This is a genomic window from Amycolatopsis acididurans (assembly GCF_012328925.1).
Classification (GTDB): domain Bacteria; phylum Actinomycetota; class Actinomycetes; order Mycobacteriales; family Pseudonocardiaceae; genus Amycolatopsis_E; species Amycolatopsis_E acididurans.
The window spans coordinates 93,575-116,739 of record NZ_JAAXLS010000019.1 but is presented as its reverse complement, the minus strand read 5'-3'; the positions used below and the strand labels follow the sequence as shown (position 1 = coordinate 116,739).

The following is a 23,165-nucleotide window of genomic DNA, read 5'->3' as shown; positions in this document are numbered from 1 at the left end:
CTCGTCAGGCGGTCGGTGTCGTCGCCGTGAGGAACTGGCGGACGGCCGTCATGACGGCGTCGGTCTGCTCGTCGTGCGGGTTGTGCCCGGCCCGGTCGATGATCCGCAGCTGCGCACCCGGGATGGCGTCGGCCAGTGCGCGCTGGGACTGCGGAGGGAACACGAAATCCTGCCGGCCGGCAATGACCAGCGTGGGGACGGTGATCTCGCCGAGCCGGTCCATCACCGTCCAGCCGTCGAGCAACCGGCGGCCCGCGAAGATGAGCGCGTCCGGCCGCGATTTCGAGCGCCATGCGCCGTGCAGCAGGATGCGCGCCGCGCCGAGCAGCGGGCGGTAGTTGTAGGCCTTTCCGATCCGCATGAAGATCCGGCGGTACTCGTTCGCCTCGAAGTCACCGTGGAACCAGCGGCGGACCAGGCCCGCGTTCTCTTCGCCGAGGCCGCGTTCGGCGAACACCTGGGACGCGTTTTCCCGGGCCCAGCGGCTGTCGCCGCCGGTGTCGAGCAACACGAGTTGCGACAGCCGATCGGGGTAGCGCAGCGCGTACTCGAGCGCCACGTGACCGCCGAAGGAATGGCCCAGAACCGCCCACCGGGCGAACCCGAGCCGCGCGCGCAGCGCGTCGGCGTCAGCGGTCAGGTTCTCCCACGTCATGGATTCCGCGGCCCCGGTGGAGCGTCCGTTGCCGCGGTGGTCGTAGAAGATCAGCGTGAACTGCCCGGCCAGGTGCCGGAACGCGGACAACGTCCACAGATCGGCCGACGGGCCGCCGTGCATGAGCACGAGCGGATACCCGCTGCCCACGACCCGCACGTTCAGCGACACATCGCGGATCGGCATCGCCATGGTCATGCCGGTGTCCTTCCTCGTGCTCGTTTGTCGAACGACATCGGCGCGAACTCGAGGTGCAGTGCCGAGACGCCGCCGCCGGGGGAGCGGGTGAAGATCACCCGGCTGGTGCCGAGGCCGAACGCGGACAGGTCGACCCGGAACACGTACGGGTCCGCGTCGTCGTCCGGGTGCAGCGGCAGGCCCCGGGCCAGCGCGGGGATCGGCGTGACGGGGCGCAGGACCAGCCTGCCGTGGCGCGCGAGGACCCGCGCTCCGGCGATGAACCACTTCTGCACGTCCCGTGGCGAGCCGCGGAATGAGTACCAGCCGCACAGTTCGTTCCAGGTCTCCGGGCGGTGCGCGAGGCCGGTCCGGACGTGCGGGTCGGCTACCTCGAGCAGGCGCCGGAGGATCCCGGCGACCTCGGTGCCCAGCCACAGGTGGGCACCGTGCGCGCCGTTGGTGAACACCGCGATCCCGGTGCGGTCATGTGGTGCCAGGGATATCAGCGAGTTGAACCCCGGCATCACACCGTCGTGCTCGACGACCGGATGCCCGCCGAGGTCGTGGCGGAAGAACGCGAGCCCCATACCGGGCAAGCGCGGATCGGGCTGGTAGTGCGGTGTGAACAGCTCGGCCAGCGTCGCGGCGGGCAGGATGTCGCTCCCGCGTCCCTGGAGCGCGGCGAGGTAGCGCGCCATATCGCGCATGGTCGAGTAGACGCCGCCGGCCCCCGAGGTCACCAGTTCGACGTCGCCGACCGGCCGCGGACCGCGTGAACGCAACTCGTACCCGGTCGCGAGGCGCGCACTGACCCGTGCGGATCGGCCGAGGTCGGTGTGGGTCATGCCGAGCGGCTCGAACACGTGCTCGCGAAGGTAGCGGTCCAGCGGGGTCGCGGTGAGGTCCTCGATGATCTGGCCGAGCGTGGCGAACCCGTGGTTGCTGTAGGTGAACGTGGTGCCGGGCTCGGCCACCAGCCGGAGCCGGCCGCGGTAGAACTCCGCCAGTGGCGGAACCCGCCGACCGAACGGCACCGTCTCGCCGAGGACCGGGCTCAGCGCGCGAGTGGGGTGCAGCAGTTCGGCCAGCCCGGCCGTATGGGTCAGCAGATGCCGCACGGTCGGCGGCCGGTGCCGTGCCGCGGCGGGAATGAGCCGGTACGCGCGCAGGTACTGCTCGGCGGGCGCGTCGAGGTCGAGAAGGCCCTGGTCGCGCAGCTGCAGTATCGCGATCGCGGTGATCGTCTTGGTGAGCGAGCCGATCCGGAACACGGTGTCCTCGGTGACCGGGGTCCGGGACTCCAGGTCGGCGAACCCGTGTCCGTGGAAGAACTCCAGCGCGCCGTCGCGGACCACGCCGAGCGCCATACCGACGGCGGGATGACGATTGAGCAGGCCGCCGATCCGTTCGCCGACAACGCCGGCCGAATGCGCGCTTTCCGAGGTGGTCGATGCGGTCACGCCGCCCACGACACCCCAGCGGGCCGAGGCCGGCACAGGGCCGAACGTCGCGCGCGGGACCGCCCTTCGTCCCTACGAAAAGACGGTCGCGCGGCCGGTTTCCGGGAAACCGGCCGCGCGAGCGGGCAGGTCAGTGGGCGACCACCAGGGAGGCGCCCGCCGTCACCACCGCGAGCGCCACGCTCACACCGCCCCACGTGAAGCCGGTGCGCTGCCACGGCCGTCCGGCGTCGAGGGAGAACCGGCCGGGGCCGGAGAAGGCCAATGCGGCCGCGATCACGAGCAGGATGACGGGCAGCGCCGCGGTCTCCAGCGGTTTGTCGGCCACCGCGGCGAAGGCGTTGATCATGACGCCCATGACCATCGCGGCGGCCAGTGGCGTGAGCGCGCCGAACAGCAGCAGCAGGCCGCCGGCGAACTCGCAGCCGCCGCCGAGCAGCGCGAAGAACAGCGGCGGGTGGTAGCCCATCTGCGCGAACGACGCTTCCGTCGCGGTCAGGCCCCCGCCGCCGAAGGCGCCGAACAGTTTCTGCGCGCCGAACACGGCCAGTACGCCGAACGGGACGATGCGGACCAGCAGCAGCGCCAGGTCGACCTGTGGCGTGCGGTAGGCGGTGGTGGTGGCCGTCGTTTCAGCCGAGACGGTCGTGGACATTGTTCTCCTTCTCCCTTTCTTCGTGGGGCACAACGGATGCGGCGGCGACGAGTTCGGGATACACGCCGGGCCGGTACTCGTGGATGACGGGAAATCCCTTGCCGTACGGGGCGCTCCAGCCGAAGCGGACTCCGGGGTTGTGCACGTCGTGCCCGCCCGGCAGGAACACGTGCGGACTGCCCCGCACGAGGTCGGTCGAGGCGATCTCGAAGTCCTCGTACAGCGCGTTGCGGTGGGTTCCCCGGCGCAGGTCGTGCTCCAGGCGGTCGGCGTCGAGCAGCGGACATTGCCTTGCCACGGCGAGGATTTCGGTGACGAGCGAGATGTTCCGGCTGTCTGCGTAGAACGCCTGGCGCAGTGCCGCGTCGAGTTGGTCGGCGCCGTGCGGGCCGTCGATCTCACGGGCCGCGCGGACCGCCTCGAGCGCGGGCAGCATCGTGACCGGGTACTCCGAGTCCGGGCGGCGCCACGGGCTCCAGCCGAGTTCGGGCACGGTCGAGGCGATGACCGCGACCTCCGCGTCGAGAATCGGTTTCGGGGTGCCGCGTTCGTTGAACAGCTCCAACGGGAACGCCCGGTGCTCGATCACGAGACCGCCTCCCGTCCCGGCGCTGCGCAGCCCGGACAAGGCGAGACTCGCCCAGGGGCAGCCGATATCGGAGTAGACGACGATCGTGCCCGGCGGGCAGGGGATCTCGGCGGTCATGCGGTTCCTCGCAGCGCGTGGCGGATCGCCGCTGCCAGTTCGCCGACGCCGGATTCCTTCAACACCGCGTAGTGGTCACCGGTGAGGTCGACGACCGTGGGCGGCTCGGCCGAGTAGCCCGAATGCCCTTCGATGAACGAGTAGTCGTCGCCGGTGGCCTTGAAGATCGTCACGGGCGTGTCGAGCCGGCGTTCGGCGAGTTCGCGGAAGCTGTACTCGAATTCGTACGTCCTGGCCACGATCCGGGTGATACGGCGGATGGTTTCCTCGTCCAGCGCGGGGTACCGATCGTGGACGTGGGCGACGAAACCGTCTTCGTCGGACACGGTGGCAAGGCACCGGGCGAGTTCCGGCCCGCTGATCGTGCCCGCGAAGACGGAGAACAGGATCGTCAGGTAGGCCGGATCGGTGAAACCGGCTTCCCGGCCGAAGGCGTGCGCGCCACGGACCTTCGGGTTGCCCGGGCAGATGAGGAACAGGTGCTCGACACGCTCGCCCATCCGCTCCAGTTGCCACGCCGCCTCGAACGCGACCCTCGCGCCGAAGGAGTAGCCCCACAACGAATACGGTCCGGCCGGTTGCAGGCGCCGGATCTCCGCGACGTCCGCGGCGGCCATGTCGCGGATGGTCGGATACGGTTCCTCACCGGGGTTGATGCCCTGCGCCTGCACCCCGTAGAACGGTCGTCCGGACGCGGCTTCCCTTGCCAGCACACGGAGATTCATCGGGTACCCGCCAAGACCCGGCCAGCAGAACACCGGCGTGCCCTCGCCCGAGTTGTCGAGCCGCACCATTCGCGACGACGTGTCCGCGGTGCCGCCCTCGACCCGGCCGGCGAGGTCGGCCAGCACCGGGTGCCCGAAGACCACCTGGAGTGGCAGGGCGGTGCCGAACCGCCGGTTGATCCGGTTGACGAGTGTGACCGCGGTCAGCGAGTTGCCGCCGGAGGCGAAGAACTCGTCGGCCATCGACACGTCGTCGTAGTTCAGCGTCTCGCCCCACAGCCGCGCGAGCCGCCGCTGTGTCTCGGTGGCCGGTGCGACGTAGGGGGTCGCGGTGCGTGCCGTGCTCACCCGCTCGGACGCGGCGAGCGCCTTGCGATCCACTTTGCCGTTCGCGGTCAGTGGCAGTTCGTCCAGCACCAGAACGTGGTTCGGGATCATGTAGTCGGGCAGCAGCCTGGCCAGGTCGTCCTTGATGATCTCGGCCGGGCCCTTCATGTGGATCGCGTCCTCGGCCATGCCCTCACTGCGGATCTGCTCGTCGCTCACGCGTCCGCCGAGGAAGAAGTACGACGCGCCCGGGGTCTGGCCCGCGGCGGCGAGGATCTCGTCGATGCGGCGCGCCGCGGGCAGCGGGTGGCCGGATTTGGAGCTGTAGCCCGACGACATGAGGCCGAGCCCGAGATCGTTGCGCTGCAGGTGATGCAGCTTCGTGCCCAGGCAGATGTATTCCAGCCACGGCGCTTCGGCGCGGCTGATCGCGGAGATGCCGAACCCGGCCTGCTCGTAGACCCGCTGGTTGATCGCGATCACGTGCCGCGCCTGCACCAGGTCGTCGGAGACCGGGACGAACTCGCCGTCGGCGTAGCGGTACTGGCCCGCGGCCAGTCCGGCGACCCGGCCGGGATGAGCCTGCACGTACAGCTCGGTGGCGTCAGGGCGGGGACCGCCGCCGTCGGCGGCGATGGTGAACGTGCCGAGGTAGTGGTCTTCCGCCGGGACACCCAATGCGTCCACAATGGACGTGTCGTGGCCGAGCGGGCGGATGTCGAGGCCGTAGTCGGCGAGCACCTCCTCGAACACGCCGATCAGATGCCCGGCCTCGAATTCCAGCACCTCGGCGATGTTGTTCTTGTACACCGATTCGATGGCCTGCCAGTGGCCGACGAGGTGCACGGCGAGGCCGGTGCCCGGCCACCGGCCGGAATCGCCGACGCGCACCAGGCCGTGCTCGACGGGGTGGTAGTAGTAGATGCCGGGTTCCAGGCCCGCGACGCCCGAGGTGTCGAGGTAGAGCTGTGTCGCGTACAGCGCGCCGGGGGAGGCGTAGGAGTACTTCGGCAGCAGCCGCTCCTCGCTGTGGAACTGGCCGAACCAGCGCAGCAGCTCGCCCAGTTCGGCCAAGGTCAGCTCGTCGAGGCCGCGCGACTCGCCGCGGGGCGGCCGCTGCTCCAGCAACTCGCGCAGTTCGGCCCGGGTCACCTGGCCGCTGTCGTAGTGCCGGTAGGTCTTGCGCGCGAACACGGTCCGGCGCTGCCGCTCGGTCTCGGCTCGCCCGGGCAGCGGCAGCACCGGTTTCCCTGGCAGTTCCCGGACACCGGCGCCGGACAGCTGAGCCTTGACCTGCACCCGGCTCGCCTTGGACTGGTGGTGGGCGCCGTGGTTGCCCTGATCCATCAGGGCGGCTTCCTTCGGGTTCAGCTCGACGCAGGCCACCAGGTTGTCGGAGCCGGTGCGGGTGTCCTCGGTGACCAGGACCGCGGCACGCCGGACCCAGCTGTGCTCCTCGATCGCCAGCCCGATCTCGTCCAGTTCGACCCGGTAGCCGCGAAGCTTGATCTGGTTGTCCGTGCGCCCGGCGAACTGGATGCTGCCATCGGGGTTCCAGTAGGCCAGGTCGCCGGTCCGGTACAGCCGGTCGGTCGGCACGAACGGCGACTGCACGAACCGTTCGGCGGTCACGTCGGGCCGGTTGAGGTAGCCGCGCGCCAGTTGCGTGCCACCGATGTAGAGCTCGCCGATCTCGCCGATGTCCGCGGGGGAGCGGTTCTCGTCGAGGATGTAGCACTGGGTGTTGTCGACGGGAAAGCCGATCGGGATCGCCCCGGAGCCGTCGCTGATCGCCTGCGGGTCGACCAGGCAGGAGGTCGCGTTGATCGTGGTTTCGGTCGGCCCGTACAGGTTGATCAGCGACGCCCAGGGCAGTTCGCCGGTGAGCCGGCGCGCCAGCGGCCGCGACAGCGCCTCGCCGCCGGAGAACACCCGCCGCAGCGAGGTGCACCGGCTGAGCTCTTCGGTGTCCACGAGCGCCTGCAGCAAGGTCGGTACGCCCTGCAGGGTGGTCACGTCGTGCTCGGTGATCGCCGCGAGGATGCCGTGTGGATCCCGGTGGATTCCCGGGGTACCCGTGACGATCCGGGCGCCGAACGCGCAGGCGAGGATCTCCCACTGCGCCGCGTCGAAGCTCATCGGGGTCTTCTGCAGCACGACGGTGTCGACGTCGAGGTAGCCCACGGTGTGCAGCCAGCGCAGCTGGGACACGATGCTGCGGTGCTCGATCAGCACCCCCTTGGGGCGTCCGGTGCTGCCCGAGGTGTAGATGACGTAGGCCAGGTTTCCCGGCGCGGGCACCGGAACCGGTGAACCGGTGTGGTCACGGGCGTCGCGCGGGGTCAGGATCGTGGTGCCGCGCGGCGCGATGGCCGACAGGCGCTCGGCGAGGTGTTCCTGGGTGAGGATCGTCGTCGTGCCGCTGTCGGAGATCATGAAACGAAGCCGGTCCTCGGGATAGTCCGGCGACAGCGGCAGGTACGCGGCGCCTGCGCCGAGAATGCCCCAGGCCCCGGTGACCAGGTCGGCGGAGGGTTCGACGAACAGCCCGACCCGGTCGTCGGGCCGCACGCCCGCGTTGTGCAGGCAGGTCGCGACCTTGGCGGCCTCGCGATCCAGTTCGCGGTAGGTCAGGGACTTTTCGCCTCGGATGACCGCGATCGCGTCGGGCCGGGACGCCATCTGGCGCCGCAGCAGGCCGAGGAGGTTCGCGCCGACGTGGGTATCGGGTTTGCGGACGCTGAACTGCAGTGTTTCCACGATATTCCTAGCGTGCGAGTGTCCGGTCAGGACGACGAGGTGGGCAGGGTCCGGGACGGGGCGGGCGGGATCGTGACCGGTTCGGGCCGGGGACGGCGGGGCTGGGCGAGCACCACGGCGGCGACCACGATCACGGCGCCGAGCGCTTGAACGGGCGACAAGCTCTGTCCCAGCACGACATAGCCGAGCACGGCCGCGGCCAGCGGGCTGGCGAAACCCAGGAACGACACGGCGAGCGCGGGTAGTCGTTCGATGCCGCGGAACCAGATCGCGTAGGCCAGCAGCGCGCCGATCACGCTCAGGTAGCCGAATCCGGCGATGTTGGCGGCCGAAAGCCTGCCGGGCAGCCCTTCCATGACCAGTGCCAGCGGTGCGACGGCCAGACCGCCGACGGTCAGTTGCCACCCGGTGAAGGCGAGCAGGCTCACCCCGGCCGGGCGGCCCCACCGTTTGGTGAGCACGACCCCCGCGGCCATGCAGCCGGCACCGCCGAGTCCACTGAGGACACCGATGGTGTCGACGCCGGCACCCGCGCGCAGCACGAGCATCGCGATTCCGGCGGCACCGAGTACACACGACGCGACGTGCCGTCGGCGGACCGGTTCCGCCAGTAGCAGGGCCGACAGCAGCAGTACCAGTACCGGCTGCGCGGACACCATCAGTGCCGCCACGCCGCCGGGCAGGTGGTAGGCGGCGACGAACAGCAGGCAGAAGAACGCGCCGATGTTGAGCACGCCGAGCGCGAGTGCGCGCCACCACCAGATTCCTTGTGGCAGCACACGAGTCACGGCCAGCAGCACGAGACCGGCGGGCAGCGCCCGCACGGTGGCGGCCAGCAACGGCCGGTCCGGTGGCAGTAGCTGGGTGGTCACCAGGTAGGTGCTGCCCCAGACGGCCGGAGCCAGTGCTGTCAGCGAGGCGTCCAGCACCGTGTTCTTGTTTCTCATCCGAGATCATTTCCCCCGCGACGCAGGTGGATTCATCGGCGGACGACCGCCCGGAGCGAATCGTGAGAACGATCCGCGGAGCCCTTTGCTGGACGCCGGCCGGTCAGCCGAAAAAGTGTCAGCTCATCGTCGGCCAGGCCCTGAGGGGGGAACAAGCAACACCGGGTTAACCGCACAGCAACGCGATGTGACCGCCGAGGCCGCTTGCCCTGCGCGGCAAGTCGATCAGCGTATCCACGTCCCGGCGCGTCGCGAAACCAACTTCCGGTGAACACTGCGAGCTTGCTCCGAACAGAGCTGCTCAACGGTCCTGGGTGTCCGCCGGACGGCGCAACCGGCGATGATTTCGGCCTGCGGGAAACGCTTGCGGGACCAAGCCGTTGGTGTGCGGTGACAACCGCCACGTCACCGGGCTGATTCCACGCCATGGCAACGTGTGTTCACCTTCCGTACCGTTGCCGGACCCTTTCGGGTGTTTGCATTCCTGACCGTGACAACGCGACTACAGCAGCCACGCACGCTTTGTCCGATGAGGGCGGTGCCGGGCCGTTTGCCGATCAACCAACGGGGCTGGGCCTGGGAACTGAAGCAGCACGGGGTCCGCGCGCTGGCCGTGCTCGACGCGGGCGGGCTCGCTCTGCTCGCCGCCGACGGCGCTCCGCTGCCCCGTGACTATCCGGGACTGACGAGACTGGCCGACGATCTGGGTGGCCGGCGCATGGTGCTCGACGGTGTGATCTCCGGTGGCAGCCGCCGGTCCCGTTACCATGCCTTCGACGTGTTGAGTGTGGACGGGCAGAAGCTCGTGGATGAGCCGTATGTCGTCCGGCGCAAGCTGCTCACCAGTCTCGCGCTCACCCGCTCGCCGGTGATCGACGTCGCGGCCAGCCACCGCAATCTCGCACCGGCGCAGCTCGCGCAACTCGCCCGCGTACACAAGGCGACCGGCATCATCGGCAAACGCCTGGCAGCGCCGTACCGGCCGGGGCACGACTCGCCGGACTGGGTCGAACTCGATCTCCTGCGGGGTTGCGAAGCGGTCATCGGTGGCTGGCTGCCCGCCGAGGACGATGCGGACGACGGGGTGCGCTCGCTCCTGCTCGGCGTCTACGACGCCGTCGGCCGGCTTGTCTACATCGGACGAGTCGCGACCGGGTTCACCAACGCGTCGCGGCGCGCGCTGGGATCGATCCTGGGTGAGCTGGTCACGGAGCGCTGTCCGTTCGGCGACCGGCCTCCCGCGAGCGGACGGGAACGCCCGCGCTGGGTCCGCCCGACCCTCGTCGCCGACGTCGACTACCGCGCGATCGGGCACGACGGCCTGATCCGGCAGCCGTCGTGGCGGGGGCTGCGCACCGACGTCGATCCCCGTGACCCGGCGTGGAGCGGGTCGCTGCGCCTGCAGCTGTCGCCACACGCCTGACGCTCCTCCCGCCGGGTTGCGAAATCTCCATTCCCTGTACGGCAAGGAAAATTCTCCCCTTTCAGATGCTCGCGAAGGGCCATCCCGATCAGGACCTTCTGCCCTACAGCCGTGGTGGTGCCTGCGCCGACTGTGGCCGTACCGGGTCCCGGCAGGCGATGGGAGAAGCACGATGTTCGCGTGGGAGATCATGAGCAAGCCGCCCGTGCGGGTCGGTCCGTCGACGCCCGTGCGGGAGGCCGCCGCGTTGCTGATCCAGCACGGGTTCGCCGCGCTGCCGGTGGTCGACGCCGACGACCAGGTCGTCGGCATCTTCACCGAGTACGACGCGCTGCGCAGCGGTGCGAGCGCGGAAGGTGACCAGTCAGGCGATGAGCGGGTGGGAAGCTACATGACCACGCCGGTCGAGGTGGTGTCGATGGACACCGAGGTCGCACAGATCGCCCGGCACATGCTCTCGGACCGGTTGCGGTGCGTGCCGGTGGCCGAGGACGGAGTGCTCGTCGGGGTCATCAGCCGGCGCGATCTGCTGCGCCCGATGGTCGGCCACGACGACGAGATCGCGGCGCGGCTGCACGAGCTGCTGATCGACTACTCGGGTAAGCGGGACCGGTGGGACGTCGACGTGATCGGGGGAGTGGTCACGATCAGCGGCGCCTTCGCCGACGAAGCGGAACGCCGGATGGTCACCGTGTTGGCGAACACGATCTCCGGTGTCCGGCGGGTGGAGCTGCGGACCAGGATCTGAACGCGGTGCTCGTCCACTACGGACTCCGGAACCCGGCAAAAAGGCCGAGATCACCCCGCGGCCGTGCCCTCGGTGCCCGGTCGATCGTCTATTCATGGAATTGCGTCCTGGTTGTGTTTCGTTACGGTTTTCGGTGCGTGACGATGCCTTGACAGCGCGACAGGGGGGCGTTCTACCCTAGTGGTCTGCCCGGGACCCCGGCTTGCGTGGAGACGGCTGTGCGCCGATCCGCAGGGGAGGGGTCCTGAATGGATACGCATTTCCGGGTCACGGACTCGCGCGCCGGTCCGGCCTGAATGCCGCGATTTTCGGCGAAGGCGGAACGGCAGTGCCGAACAATGAATTCGGGCGCGGTTTTTCCGCCGGTTTTCATTCATTACGTTGCCAGGAAATGTGCTCGAGCGCGATGCGAGAAGGGGGAGGGCATGCGCTCTCCGTTGGTGTTCATGTATCACTCGGTCGACCGCTGCGCCCACGATCCCTACCGCATCACCGTCGACCCGCAGCGACTGGACCTGCAGCTGGGCTGGCTGCGCAGGCACGGGCTGCGTGGTGTGTCGGTGGGCGAGTTGCGGCGTGCGTCCCGCTCCGGCGATGCCCGGGGCCTGGTGGGACTCACGTTCGACGACGGTTATGCCGATTTCCTCAGCAATGCGCTTCCGGTACTCGAGCGGCACGATTTCACCGCCACCGTCTTCGTGATCGCCGGGCGGCTGGGCGGAACCAACGACTGGGATCCCGAGGGCCCGCGCAAGAAATTGCTGACCGGCAAGGAGATCCGGCAGGTCGCCGCGGCGGGCATCGAAATCGGCTGCCACGGCTGGTCGCACGTGTCGCTGCCGCGCGCCGGTGGCGGGGAACTCGGGCGGGAGGTCGCGGGTGCCCGGCTGGCGCTGCGCGAACTCACCGGCCAGGACGTCGCCGGCTTCTGCTATCCCTACGGTGACGTCGATGCCCGCGCGGTCGGTGCGGTCCGGGACGCCGGATACGCCTACGGCTGCGCGATCTGGCGTTCGCCGTTCACCGGAGCCTTGGCGCTGCCCCGCATCTACATCGGCGAATCCGACGCCGCGCTGCGCCTGTGGGCGAAGACGAGGGGCAACGCGGTCGCTTCCCGGCGCCGCGCCCCGCGCCGCGCGGAAACGGTGAGGTGACCCATGACCCAGCGGCACATGCTCGCACTGGCGGTCAACGAGAGGGAAAGGGACTTGAGCAGCAAGCTCGTCGCATTCGCCCCCGACGTGCCCGCGGCGCGGAACGGACGAACGGTGCCGGTCGCCGTCGTGGGACTCGGTTACGTCGGTCTGCCCACGGCGCTGGGCATTTCCGCGCGCGGACTTCCGGTGATCGGTCTGGACAACGACGAGAGCAGGCTGCGCGCCATCGAGGCGGGCGACGTGGATCTCGGGGACGAGGACCGCGGCAAGCTCGCGGCGGCGCGCGTGAGTCCGGAATTCCGCCTCACCAGTGATCCGCACCGGCTCGCCGAGGCGGGCGTGGTGATCGTGTGCGTGCCGACGCCGGTCGACGCCGAGCGAAGACCCGACCCGTCGTTGCTGCGCGCCGCCTGTGCCACCGTGGTCGAGCACGCGGTGCCGGGCCAGGTCATCATCGTGACGTCCACGAGTTTCGTCGGCACGACCAGGGAAATGGTGGTCGAGCCGCTGGCGCGGCGCGGCTTGCAGGCCGGTCGCGACATCTCCGTGGCCTACAGCCCGGAGCGGATCGACCCGGGAAACCCGGATCACGTGCAGCGTGAGACACCGCGCGTGGTCGGCGGCGTCACCGTCGAATGCGCCAAACGCGCCGCGGAGGTGATCAGCGAACTGACCGATCACGTCTACCTGGTGAGCACGCCGGAGGCCGCCGAAGCGTCCAAACTGTACGAGAACGTGTTCCGCGCCGTGACGCTCGCACTGGCCAACGAGTTCGCCGACGTGTGTTCGGTGCTCGGCCTCGACCCGATCGAGGTGACGCTCGCCGCGGGCACCAAGCCGTATGGCTTCCTGGGCGTCTTCCCCGGCCCCGGCGTCGGCGGGCACTGCATCCCGTGCGATCCGTATTACCTGCTGTGGCAGGCCGTCGATCATGGTGGTGGCGCGCCGCTGATCGACCGGGCGATGCGGTCGATCGCGCAACGCCCGGAACGGGTCGTCGACCGGGCGAGCGCGGTGCTGGCCGGTGACGGGCTCGACGTGCGCGACGCCGCCGTGCTGGTCGTGGGGGTCACTTACAAGGCGGGTGTGGCGGATCTGCGTGAATCCTCGGCGCTGCCGATCATCGACGGCCTGACCCGGCGTGGCGCGCGGGTGAGCTACTACGACCCGCTGGTGCCGGAGATCGCGCTTCCCGACGGGCGCGTTGTGCGCGGTACCGCCGAGCCGTGGCTGCGGACGTGGGATCTGGCGTTGATCCACACCGCGCATCCCGGTGTCGACTACGGCTGGCTCGAAAACTGTGCCCGGGTGCTCGACGCGACGTACCGGTTCGACGGTGTTCCGCATCGGGTGGTGCTCTGAAGTGGACACCTCGACCCCGGCGGTGGTGTTGAAGTTCGATCCCAACGTCATGCACCACGGAGGACTCGGCGCGATCCGCACACTGGGGCGGGCCGGGATCGCCGTCTACGGCGTGCACGAGCACAGCTGGGCGCCGGCCGCGCACTCCCGGTATCTGCGGGACCGCTGGGTGTGGCCGCCCGGCGTCACCGGCACCGGGCAACGACTGGCGGCGCTGCGTGAGCTGGCGGCACGCATCGGGCGGCGCGCGGTGCTCGTCCCGACCGACGACGCGGCCGCGATTTTCCTGGCCGAGCACGGGGATCGCCTGCGTGAGATGTTCGCCTTCCCCAGCCCGCCGCCGGAACTGCCCCGCCTGGTGGCGGAGAAACACTCGCTGACCGAGCTGTGCCGGCGGCTGGACATCGCGTGTCCCGAGACCTGGCTGCCGGGCTCGCCGGAAGAACTCACCACGTTCGCCGCAAGGGTGGGTTTTCCGTTGGTGGCCAAGGCGATCGGCCAGTGGCGCGCGCCCGGCGGGCTGAAGGGCACGCGGATCGTGCGCACGCCCGCGGAACTGGACCGGATCGCGGCCGCCGCGGCCGCCGCGCCGGTCGAGCTGATCTGGCAGGAGTTCGTGCCGGGAGGCGAGGGCAGCGACTGGTTCTTCCACGGGTACTGCGACGCGAACTCCCGCTGCCGGCCCGCGTTCACCGGACTCAAACGCCGGTCCTACCCGGCGCACGCCGGGCTGACCAGCTTCGGTGTCGCGATGCCCAACGGCAGGCTGCGGGAGGCCGCGGTGGCGTTGCTGGCGAAACTGGAATACCAGGGCATCGTCGATCTCGACTTTCGTTACGACGCCAGGGAAGACCAGTACGAGCTGCTCGACTTCAATCCCCGGCTGGGCGCGCAGTTCCGGCTGTTCCGGGACACCGCGGGCGTCGACGTCGTGCTCGCGCAGTACCTCGACCTGACCGGGCAGCGCGTCGAGGAACACGAGCAGGTGTCCGGCCGGGCGTTCGTGACGGAGAACTACGACCCGATCGCGGCGCTCGCCTACTGGCGGCGCGGCGAACTGGATCTGCGGTCGTGGGTGGGTTCCCTGCGGACGGTCGAGGAGACCGCCTGGTTCGCCCGCGACGATTTGCGCCCCTTCGGCCTGATGTGCCTGCGGATGGGGTGGCGAGCGATGACCCGGCGCAGGACATCCAGCGGCGGCCGGACAAGAGCGGAGGGCGATGACGATGGATGACGTGGCGGTGGCGATTGTCGGGGCGGGACCGTACGGCCTGTCGCTGGCGGCGCACGTGCGGGCGGCCGGGATCGGCTACCGGCAGTTCGGGCGTCCGATGGAGCTGTGGCGGGCCGCGATGCCGAAGGGCATGCGGCTCAAATCGCAGGGCTACGCCTCCAATCTGTCCGACCCGGGCGGCGGCCACACGCTCGCCGCGTTCTGCGCGGAGACCTCGCGCCCGTATGCCTCCTACGGCCGCCCGGTGCCGGTGGAGGATTTCACCGAGTACGGCCTGTGGTTCCGGCAGCGACTTGAACTGCCGGTGGAACAGACCTCGGTGACCCGGCTGGAACCGGCCGAGCAGGGATTCGAGCTCACCCTCGCCGACGGGGAACGCCTGCGTGCCCGCGCGGCGGTCGTGGCGGTCGGGGTGCAGCACTTCGCGCACGTGCCGACGGAACTGTCGGATCTGCCACCGGAGCTGTGCACGCACGCTTCGGCGCACACCGATCTCGCCGCGTTCCGGGACCGGCGCGTGCTCGTCGTCGGCGGCGGGCAGTCGGCGCTGGAGTCCGCGGCTCTGCTGCACGAGAACGGTGCGGACGTGACGCTGCTGGCCCGCGCGCCGCGGTTGTCGTGGAACGGGCCGCCGCTGGCTCCCGACCGCCCGTTGTGGCGCCGGCTGCGCGAACCCGAGGCGGCGCTGGGGTCGGGATGGGGAACCTGGCTGTATTCCAACCATCCGGACTGGTTCTGGCATCTGCCGCGGCGCACGCGCGCGCACCGGGCGCGGACCGCGCTCGGGCCCGCCGGCGCGAACTGGCTGCGCTCGCGGGTGGAAGGGCAGTTCCCGGTCGGGCTGGGCAGCGCGGTGCGCAGCGCCGCGCCCGCCGGTGACGGGGTGCGCGTCGAGGTGGCTGACGCCGCGGGAAAGACCACGGAACTGCGTGCCGAGCACGTCATCGCGGCCACCGGCTACCGCGCCGATTCGCGACGGCTGCCGTTCCTGCCCGAGGGCCTGCGGTCGCGGCTGCACGCCGTGGGCGGTGGTGTCGCGGTCGGCCGGGACTACCAGTCCTCGGTACCGGGCCTGTTCTTCGTCGGTCCCGCCGTGGCCACGAGTTTCGGACCGGTGATGCGCTTCGTGCACGGATCGGCGCACGCGGCGCACGTCGTGACGGACGCGCTGGCCGGGGCGGCGCGCCCGGCGAGACGGCCCGCGGGAATCCGGCCGTGACCGCGAGCCTGTCCGCCGCCGGTCGGCTTCCGGCAGCCGCCTCGAACCGCGCCGCCGCGCTGCGGCGGGCGTGGCCCGTGCTCGACCTTCCGGTGCTCGTGGCGGCGGTCGTCACCACCGGAATGCCGGGGTGGCCCACGGCCGGGTACACGGCGGCGGCCCTGGCGGTCCTGGCCGCGGGCAGGCTGACCCGCACCCGCTTGCGCCCGCACATCGCCACCCGGCTTGCCGGCGCGGTGATCGCCGCCTGGAGCCCGGTGGTGCTGTTGTCGCCGTGGCTCGCGCCGGGGGCGGTGCTGCCGCTCGCGGTGCGCGTGTGCGTGGCGCTCGTGGCGTTCCGCCTCGTCGCCGACACCGTCCTGCGGTCGCTGCACCGCGGCGGCCGGTTGCTCGAACCCGCGCTGGTGATCGGCGGCGGCGTGGCCGGGCATGAACTCGTCGCGGCACTGCGGCGGCATCCCGAGTCCGGGCTCCGGCCCGCACGGCGGGTCGGGGACGTCGGCGCGGCGTGGTCGTCCCCGGCCCGCGCGGTCCTGTGCTGCCCCGCCGTCGAACACGAGGCGCGGCGGTTGCGTGAACACGGTTTCGACGTGTGGCTGGCCGTCGCACCCGACGACCGGGCCGTGCCCCGCTTAGGGGCCGAGAAGATCGGCGGCGTCGTGTTGGTCCCCCTGGGGGCGGGCACGCACGAGGTCACCAAACGAGTCTTCGACCTCGTCGTCGGCACGGCGCTGCTGATGCTGGCGGCGCCGGTGCTGGTGGTGCTGGCCGCGCTGGTGGCCTACCGGACCGGGCCGCCGGTCCTGTTCTCGCAGGTGCGGGTCACCGGTCAAGGCAGGCGGGCGCGCATCCTCAAGCTGCGGACCCTGCCCGTTCACGCCGACGCCGACACGCGGTGGGCGGTGCCGGTCGAAGGCTGCGGCCGGTTGTGCCGGTGGCTGCGCGAGACCCATCTGGACGAGCTGACCCAGCTGATCAACGTGCTGCGGGGCGAGCTTTCGCTGGTCGGTCCGCGGCCCGAGCGGCCGTATTTCGTGCGGCGCTTCGAGACCGCGCTGCCGCACTACCGCGACCGGCAGCGGATGCCGGCGGGCATCACCGGCTGGGCCCAGGTCAACGGGCTGCACGGGGACACCTCGATCGCCGAACGGGCCCGCTTCGACAACGCCTACATCGACCACTGGTCGCTCCGGCTGGACGTGCTCATCCTGTTGCGCACGCTCGGGCCGCGTCGCCTGCCACGAGGAGGAGCTAGATGAGAGTGCTGCACGTGATCACCGGGCTGGGGGTCGGCGGCGCCGAGCTGCAGCTGCGTTCCCTGCTGCGCCACACGCGTCACGACGCCGAGGTGGTGCCCCTGTACAACCCCGGGCCGGTCGCGGACATGATCCGGGCCGACGGGGGCGTGGTGCGCGATCTCGCGATGACGCGCAACACGCAGCTGTCCGCGCTGTTCCGGTTGTGGCGGGTCATCGCCGCCGGTGGGTACGACGTCGTGCACACCCACCTGTACCGGTCGTGCGTCTACGGCCGTACCGCCGCGTGGCTGGCGCGCACCCCGGTCGTGGTGGGCACCGAGCATTCGATCGGCGAGACCCACCTCGAACGGCGCCGCATGACCCGTGGCGTCCAGGCGCTTTACCTTGCCACGGAACGGTTCGCCGACAACACGATCGCGGTGTCCGCCGCGGTGCGGGAGCGATTGGTCCACTGGGGCGTGCCCGCGCACCGCATCACGGTGATCCCCAACGGGCTCGACCTCGACCGGGTCGCGTTCGACCCGGATGGCCGGCAGCGGGGACGGGCCGAGTTCGGGATCGACCCGGACACCTACGTGATCGGGGTGCTCGGGCGGCTCGACGCGAACAAGCGCTTCGACCTGGTCATCACCGCGGCCGCGCCACTGCTGGACGAGAAGACGGCGCTGCTGGTCGTCGGCGACGGGGCCGAACGCGCCCATCTGGAGTCGGTGGCCGGGCATGCCGGCGTCGCGGACCGGGTGATCTTCGCCGGGGAGCGGCACGACGTCGGCACCATGCTGTCCACAGTGGACCTGTTCGTGGCCGCGTCGGCACAGGAGACGTTCGGGCTGTCGGTGCTGGAGGCACTGGAGTGCGGCCTGCCGGTGCTGTACACGACCTGCCCGGCGCTCGACGGTGCCGGCAGCACACACGCCCGGCGCGTCCCCGGCACCACGAGCGGGCTGCAGGAGGCGATCGCGGCCGAGGTGATCGCCGGTCAGCGCGAGCGGATCGCCGATCCCGCGGTGCGCGAGCGGTTCAGCATGGCGGCGGTCGCCGACCGCGTCGACACGCTCTACGAGGACCTGTCGGGGGGAGCGCGATGAGGGCATTGGTCACCGGGGCAGCCGGTTTCATCGGTTCGCACCTGATCGACGCGCTGCTCGCCGACGGTCATCACGTGACCGGGCTGGACGATCTGAGCACGGGCGATCACGACAACCTGGCGCAGGCCATGACCGAGCCCCGGTTCCGGTTCGAATCCGGCTCCGTGCTCGACCACGCCAGGGTCGAGGCGCTGACCGCGGGCGCCGACGTGGTCTTCCACCTCGCGGCCGCCGTCGGCGCGTTCGTCATCCGCGACCAGACGCTGGAGGGCCTGCGCACCAACATCCACGGCACCGAGAACGTCATCGAGGCGGCGCGCTGGCACAACGCGACCCTCGTGTTCGCCTCCACGAGCGAGATCTACGGCAAGAACACCACGATCGGGCTGCGCGAGGACGACGACCGGGTGCTGGGCTCCACGCTGAAGTTCCGGTGGAGCTACGCCGAGGCCAAGGCCGTCGACGAGAGCCTGATCAACGCCTACTACCGGGCGCGGGCACTGTCCGCGGTGATCGTGCGCCCGTTCAACACGGTCGGCCCGCGCCAGACCGGCCGGTACGGGATGGTCGTTCCGCGCTTCGTCCGGCAGGCGCTCGCCGGGGAACCCCTGACGGTGTTCGGCGACGGATCACAGATCCGGTGCTTCTGCCATGTCGCCGATGTGGTGCCCGCGCTCATCGCGCTGGCCACGAATCCGCGAGCGCAGGGGCGCGCGGTCAACCTCGGCAGTACCGAGCAGGTGACCATCGGCGAACTCGCGTCCCGCGTGCTCGCCGTCACCGGTTCACGCAGCGAAATCCGCCACATTTCCTATGAGGAAGCCTATGGCCCGGGTTACGAGGACATGGCGCGCCGGGTACCCGACTGCACGCTCGCCGGTGAGCTGGTCGGCTTCCGGCCGCGCTACACCCTCGACCAGATCATCGATTCGGTGGCGAGGGAGATCGGCGGACGTGCCTGGCGGCCGGCCGAGACGCTCCGCTGATCCGGTGCCGCGGCTCCACGTCGTCGGTGCCCAGCCCGCCGCCCGCCGCGGCAAGTGGTGGCGGCGTCCCTTGCTGCGCGGGCTCGTCCTGGCGGCCGTGTTGCTGGCCGCGGCGGCCGCCGTCGTGGTGTGGATGATGCCGGGGACCTCGGCGCCGCAGCCACCCGCGAACACCGTCGTCGCGTCGCTGCCGTACTGGAACATCACCGCGGGGGCCGAGGTGACGCTGGCGAACCGCAACGACTTCACCGAAGTGTCGCCGTGGATGTTCGGACTCGACGCGCAGGGCAGGATCGCCCCGCTCTACGACCCGCGCGAGGCGTCCGCGGTGCAGGCGAGCACCGAGCGCCTGCGCGCGGCCGGGCTGTCGCTGATGCCCACGCTGGCCAACGTGTCCGGCGGCCAGTTCACCGACCAGCCGATCACGGGGATCCTGCACGACCCCACGCTGACCGCGAACCACATCGCCGCGATCGTCGCGCTCGTCACCGACCGCGGCTATGCCGGGATCGACATCGACTACGAGGAACTCAACGCCGCCGACCGTTCCGCGTTCACCACCTTCATCACCGACCTCGCGGCCGCACTGCACGCACACGGCAAACGACTGTCCGTCGCGCTGTTCGCCAAGACCACCGACGCCGGTTACGACCAGCGCAACCTCGCGCAGGACTACGCCGCGATCGGCCGGGTGGCCGACGAGGTGCGGCTGATGGCCTACGACTACCACTGGGCGACGTCCCCGCCGGGGCCGGTCGCGCCGATCGGCTGGGTGCGCGACGTGCTCCGCTACGCCACGAGCCAGATTCCCGCCGCCAAGATCGTGCTCGGCATCCCGCTTTCCGGCTACGACTGGAGCGGTGGCAGCGGCACCGTCATCACCTGGCAGCAGGCGTTCCAGCTGGCCAACCGCTACCACGCGCCGGTGCAGTACGACACGGTCGGCCAGTCCCCGTGGTTCACCTACACCGACGACGCCGGGCGTCCGCACGAGGTGTGGCTGGAGAACGCGGCCAGTACCCGCGCCAAACTCGACGCGGCGCACGGCGCGGGCGTCGGCGGGGTGTATTTGTGGATGTACGGCTCGGAGGACGCCGGTACCTGGACGCAGCTGGAGCAGGCCTTCCCCGTCGAGCGGGGCACGCCCAGCGGATCGGCGGTGTCGCGATGACGCCGTGGTGGGCCTGGGCGATGTTCGTGTTCGGGATCAACTTCATGCTCTGGGGTTTCGTCGGCCTGTGCCGGCTCACCGAACCGGTGCTGGGAAAGGCGCGCAGGCTGTACCGGCGCGTGCGCCGCAAGGCGGTCCCGCGATTCGCGGTGCCGGCCAGGACCACGCTGACCCTGCCGCCAGGGCCGGGCTGGAAGACCGTCGTCGGGCGGAGTGAACCGGCGTGGCCGACCCGGGAACCGGTCACCATCGACGATGTCGCGGTGCTGATTCCCGCGCACAACGAGTCCGCGGTGATCGGGGACAGTCTCGCGGCCATCACGCGGCTGGTGCCGCGCGCGAACGTGCACGTCGTGTCGGACGGGTCCACCGACGACACCGTGGAGATCGCCGCGGCGGCGGGGGTGCGGGTGATGCGCACGCCTCGCAACCTGGGCAAGGCGGGCGCGCTGGAAGCCGCGATCCACCGCTTCGATCTGGTGCACCGGTTCGCCGCCGTGCTGCTGCTGGACGCCGACACCCGCATCGAACCGGGTTACTTCGCGGCGGCGCTGCCGCTGTTCGACGATCCGGAGGTCGTCGCGGTCGCCGGTTGCGTCCGCACCGAACTGGAGCGCGGCCTGACGCGCATGGGTGCCACGCTCGTCGCGCACCGGCAGCGCATCTATTCGATCGGGCAGCGGCTGCTCAAATACGGTCAGACCTGGCTGCGCATCAACGCGACGCACATCGTGCCGGGTTTCGCCAGTCTGTACCGGACCGAGATCCTGCCGAAGATCGACATCAATCCACCGGGCCTGGTGATCGAGGACTTCAACATGACGTTCGAGGTCTACCAGAAGCGGCTGGGCAAGGTGGCCTTCACGTTGCGCGCCACCGCGGTCACGCAGGATCCGGACACTCTCGGCGACTACCTGCGCCAGATCCGGCGCTGGTCGGTGGGGCTGTGGCAGACCGTGTGGCGGCACCGGCCGCAGGCGAACCTGTTCACCGTCATGGTGGTGCTCATGCTGGCCGAGCAGGTGTTCGCCAGTCTGCTCTACACCCTGCTGCCGCTCGTGGCGCTCGTGCTGGCCACCCACGCCCTGCCCGTCGTCGGCGCCTGGCCGCCGCTGACGGCCGTGTACGGTTTGGTGTCCGCGCACGTCAATTGGGTCGTGCTCGCGGTGGGCGTGCTCGTGCCGGATTACCTGATCACCTGCCTCGCCGCGGCGGTGGAACGCCAGCCCCGGCTGTTGCGGTACGGGCTGTTCTTCCTGCCGCTGCGCGTCGCGGACGCGGCGGTGTTCCTGTATGCCGTGCCACGGGCCCGGTTCACCAGGTCCAGCGGGCGGTGGCGCAGCCCGGCCAGGCGGCCGACGCGCCCCCCGGCCCCCGCGGCGACCGACATGCGTGCCGCGGGGTGACCCGTGCTCCGCGTGGCCGTGATCGTCACCCGGCTCTCCGGCGGTGCGGGTGCCCTGGCGCTGCGGGGTGTGCGAGCGCTCGACCCGCGCGAGTACCGCGCCACGATCGTCACCGGTGGCGGCGACCGGCTCCTCGACGACGCCGTCCGCGCCGGGGCCGACGTCGTCGTCGAACCGTCGTTGCGGGCCACGATCGACCCGTTGTGGGATCTCGTCGCGCTGAAGCGCTTGACGGCGCTGCTGGGTGACGGGCGCTTCGACGTCGCGCACACGCACTGCGCGAAAGCGGGCGCGGTGGGCCGTGTCGCGGCGCGTCGGGCGGGCGTGCCCCGGATCGTGCACACCTACCACGGATTCCCGTTCCACGGCTTCCAGTCCGTCCTAAAGCGACAGTCGTACGTGTCGATCGAACGGCGTCTCGGCCGGATCACGGACCTGACGTTGTGCGTGGGCGCTTCCGTTGCCGCGGAGGCGATCCGCCGCGGGCTGGCCGCGCCGGGCCGTGTTCGCACGATCAGTGTCGTGGTAGACCCGCCGCCCGTGCGGTGCGCGCGGGCCGAAGCGCGCCGTGAACTCGGGATCTCCGCTGATGCGCGAGTGGTGGGTGCCGTCGGCCGCCTTACCTTTCAGAAGGCGCCCGAGGATTTCCTCGCCGCGATGCGGATGCTGGACCGGCCGGGGACGGTCGGGGTCTGGATCGGCGGGGGAGACCAGGCCGCCGCGGTCGCGCGGCTGGCCCGCGCGCTGCCCGAGGGGACCGTCGTGCTCACCGGTGACCGCCCGGACGTGCCGGACCTGTTGCCCGCCTTGGATGTCTTCGCGCTGCCGAGCCGCTACGAGGGACTGCCGACGGCGCTGGTCGAGGCGATGGCGGCCGGGATTCCCGCCGTCGCGACCGCGGTCAACGCCGTGCCCGACGTGCTCGTGCCGGGCGAGACCGGGCTCCTCGTGCCGCCGGGACGGCCGGACCTGCTGGCCGCCGCGATCCGGTATCTGCTGGACAACCCGGCCACCGCGCAGCGGCTGGCCCGCAACGCGTGCCGTCACGTCACCGGCAGGCACACCGAGGCCGACCTCCGCCGCGCGCTCGACTCCGCGTATCAGAGCTTGTAGCCGGTGGCGCGCAGGAACGACTTGCGGGCGGTTTCGTCCTCGGTGCCTTCGATCCCGGCCGGCGGTGATCCGTCGATCACGCCGACGATGCCGCGGCCGAGCGCGGTCTCCGCGACGAGCACCTCGACCGGATTGGCCGTGGCGCAGAAGATGCCGCAGACCTCGGGCACCTGCTTGATCGCGTTGAGGACGTTGACCGGGTAGCCCTCGCGCAGGAACACGATGAACGAATGTCCCGCGCCGATCGCGTGCGCGTTCTTCACGGCCAGCGCCACCAGATCCGCGTCGTTGCCGGACCGGCGGATCAGGCGCGGCCCGGACGCCTCGCAGAACGCGAGGCCGAACCGCAGATGCGGGCTGGTGCCCGCCAGCGCCTCGTGCAGGTCTTCCACGGTCTTGATGAAGTGCGTCTGCCCGAGGATGACATTCAACTCGCCGGGTTTCTCCAGCGGCACGCTCGTCAGTTCCATCACGCCACGGTCGTCGCGACGACACCCCTGCGGCAAGGGCTGGATCTCCTTGCCCAGCAGGCCGAACGCCCTCCCGGCCAGGGGACCGAAGGCCATGCGGACGGCGACCTTGCA

The 23,165-nt window shown here is 70.6% G+C and carries 19 protein-coding genes; 12 read left to right on the top strand and 7 right to left on the bottom strand.

The window, feature by feature from the left end; translation table 11 throughout:
- Nucleotides 1–4: 4 nt before the first annotated feature.
- The 6 genes from HFP15_RS24590 to HFP15_RS24565 all read right to left on the bottom strand — a co-directional run bounded on the left by HFP15_RS24590 (nt 5) and on the right by HFP15_RS24565 (nt 8,415).
- Entirely contained in the window at nt 5–853 is an 849-nt protein-coding gene (locus HFP15_RS24590) for an alpha/beta fold hydrolase (RefSeq protein WP_168519091.1), read from the bottom strand.
- On the bottom strand, nt 850–2,295 hold the full coding sequence (locus HFP15_RS24585) for a serine hydrolase domain-containing protein (protein ID WP_210717795.1): 1,446 nt from the start codon (nt 2,293–2,295) through the stop codon (nt 850–852). The genes HFP15_RS24590 and HFP15_RS24585 overlap by 4 nt, the downstream gene beginning before the upstream one ends.
- 130 nt (nt 2,296–2,425) lie before the next feature.
- Entirely contained in the window at nt 2,426–2,950 is a 525-nt protein-coding gene (locus HFP15_RS24580; protein ID WP_168519090.1) for a DoxX family protein, read from the bottom strand.
- Nucleotides 2,928–3,656, bottom strand: coding sequence for a DsbA family oxidoreductase (locus HFP15_RS24575; protein WP_168519089.1), 729 nt, complete (start codon nt 3,654–3,656; stop codon nt 2,928–2,930). The genes HFP15_RS24580 and HFP15_RS24575 overlap by 23 nt, the downstream gene beginning before the upstream one ends.
- Nucleotides 3,653–7,468, bottom strand: coding sequence for a non-ribosomal peptide synthetase family protein (locus HFP15_RS24570; RefSeq protein ID WP_312871733.1), 3,816 nt, complete (start codon nt 7,466–7,468; stop codon nt 3,653–3,655). The genes HFP15_RS24575 and HFP15_RS24570 overlap by 4 nt, the downstream gene beginning before the upstream one ends.
- Nucleotides 7,469–7,494: 26 nt before the next feature.
- A complete protein-coding gene (locus tag HFP15_RS24565) occupies nt 7,495–8,415 on the bottom strand; it encodes an EamA family transporter (RefSeq protein ID WP_168519088.1) in 921 nt (306 codons plus the stop codon).
- Nucleotides 8,416–8,944: 529 nt separating this feature from the next.
- Here HFP15_RS24565 and HFP15_RS24560 point away from each other — a divergent pair.
- The 12 genes from HFP15_RS24560 (at nt 8,945) to HFP15_RS24505 (ending at nt 22,581) form a co-directional block, all read left to right on the top strand.
- Nucleotides 8,945–9,838: an ATP dependent DNA ligase gene (locus tag HFP15_RS24560; protein ID WP_168519087.1), complete on the top strand. Its 894-nt coding sequence runs from the start codon at nt 8,945–8,947 to the stop codon at nt 9,836–9,838.
- Nucleotides 9,839–10,010: 172 nt separating this feature from the next.
- Nucleotides 10,011–10,586: a CBS domain-containing protein gene (locus HFP15_RS24555; protein WP_168519086.1), complete on the top strand. Its 576-nt coding sequence runs from the start codon at nt 10,011–10,013 to the stop codon at nt 10,584–10,586.
- 425 nt (nt 10,587–11,011) lie between these two features.
- Entirely contained in the window at nt 11,012–11,740 is a 729-nt protein-coding gene (locus HFP15_RS24550) for a polysaccharide deacetylase family protein (protein ID WP_168519085.1), read from the top strand.
- A 3-nt stretch (nt 11,741–11,743) separates the two neighbouring features.
- On the top strand, nt 11,744–13,105 hold the full coding sequence (locus HFP15_RS24545) for a nucleotide sugar dehydrogenase (protein WP_168519084.1): 1,362 nt from the start codon (nt 11,744–11,746) through the stop codon (nt 13,103–13,105).
- A 1-nt stretch (nt 13,106) separates the two neighbouring features.
- On the top strand, nt 13,107–14,339 hold the full coding sequence (locus HFP15_RS24540) for a carboxylate--amine ligase (protein WP_312871731.1): 1,233 nt from the start codon (nt 13,107–13,109) through the stop codon (nt 14,337–14,339).
- Nucleotides 14,326–15,558 carry an NAD(P)-binding domain-containing protein gene (locus HFP15_RS24535; protein ID WP_246271982.1) on the top strand — a complete coding sequence of 411 codons (1,233 nt, stop codon included), beginning with the start codon at nt 14,326–14,328 and terminating at the stop codon, nt 15,556–15,558. The genes HFP15_RS24540 and HFP15_RS24535 overlap by 14 nt, the downstream gene beginning before the upstream one ends.
- Nucleotides 15,555–16,817, top strand: a complete 1,263-nt coding sequence (locus HFP15_RS43570; protein WP_210717794.1) for a sugar transferase — start codon at nt 15,555–15,557, stop codon at nt 16,815–16,817. The genes HFP15_RS24535 and HFP15_RS43570 overlap by 4 nt, the downstream gene beginning before the upstream one ends.
- The gene (locus HFP15_RS24525; RefSeq protein ID WP_168519083.1) at nt 16,814–17,905 is read left to right on the top strand and encodes a glycosyltransferase; all 1,092 of its coding nucleotides are present in this window, start codon (nt 16,814–16,816) and stop codon (nt 17,903–17,905) included. Before HFP15_RS43570 ends, HFP15_RS24525 begins: the two co-directional genes overlap by 4 nt.
- A complete protein-coding gene (locus HFP15_RS24520) occupies nt 17,902–18,891 on the top strand; it encodes an NAD-dependent epimerase/dehydratase family protein (protein WP_168519082.1) in 990 nt (329 codons plus the stop codon). The genes HFP15_RS24525 and HFP15_RS24520 overlap by 4 nt, the downstream gene beginning before the upstream one ends.
- Before the next feature lie 4 nt (nt 18,892–18,895).
- Complete coding sequence (locus tag HFP15_RS24515) at nt 18,896–20,062, top strand: glycosyl hydrolase family 18 protein (RefSeq protein ID WP_312871730.1); 1,167 nt, start codon at nt 18,896–18,898, stop codon at nt 20,060–20,062.
- Complete coding sequence (locus tag HFP15_RS24510; RefSeq protein WP_168519080.1) at nt 20,059–21,468, top strand: glycosyltransferase family 2 protein; 1,410 nt, start codon at nt 20,059–20,061, stop codon at nt 21,466–21,468. Before HFP15_RS24515 ends, HFP15_RS24510 begins: the two co-directional genes overlap by 4 nt.
- A 3-nt stretch (nt 21,469–21,471) precedes the next feature.
- Nucleotides 21,472–22,581 (top strand): glycosyltransferase, encoded by a 1,110-nt coding sequence (locus tag HFP15_RS24505; RefSeq protein ID WP_168519079.1) that lies wholly within the window; start codon nt 21,472–21,474, stop codon nt 22,579–22,581.
- On the opposite strand, the gene HFP15_RS24500 is transcribed toward HFP15_RS24505, so the two are convergent.
- Nucleotides 22,569–23,147, bottom strand: coding sequence for an adenosine-specific kinase (locus tag HFP15_RS24500; RefSeq protein WP_210717793.1), 579 nt, complete (start codon nt 23,145–23,147; stop codon nt 22,569–22,571). The genes HFP15_RS24505 and HFP15_RS24500 overlap by 13 nt on opposite strands.
- Nucleotides 23,148–23,165: the final 18 nt, after the last annotated feature.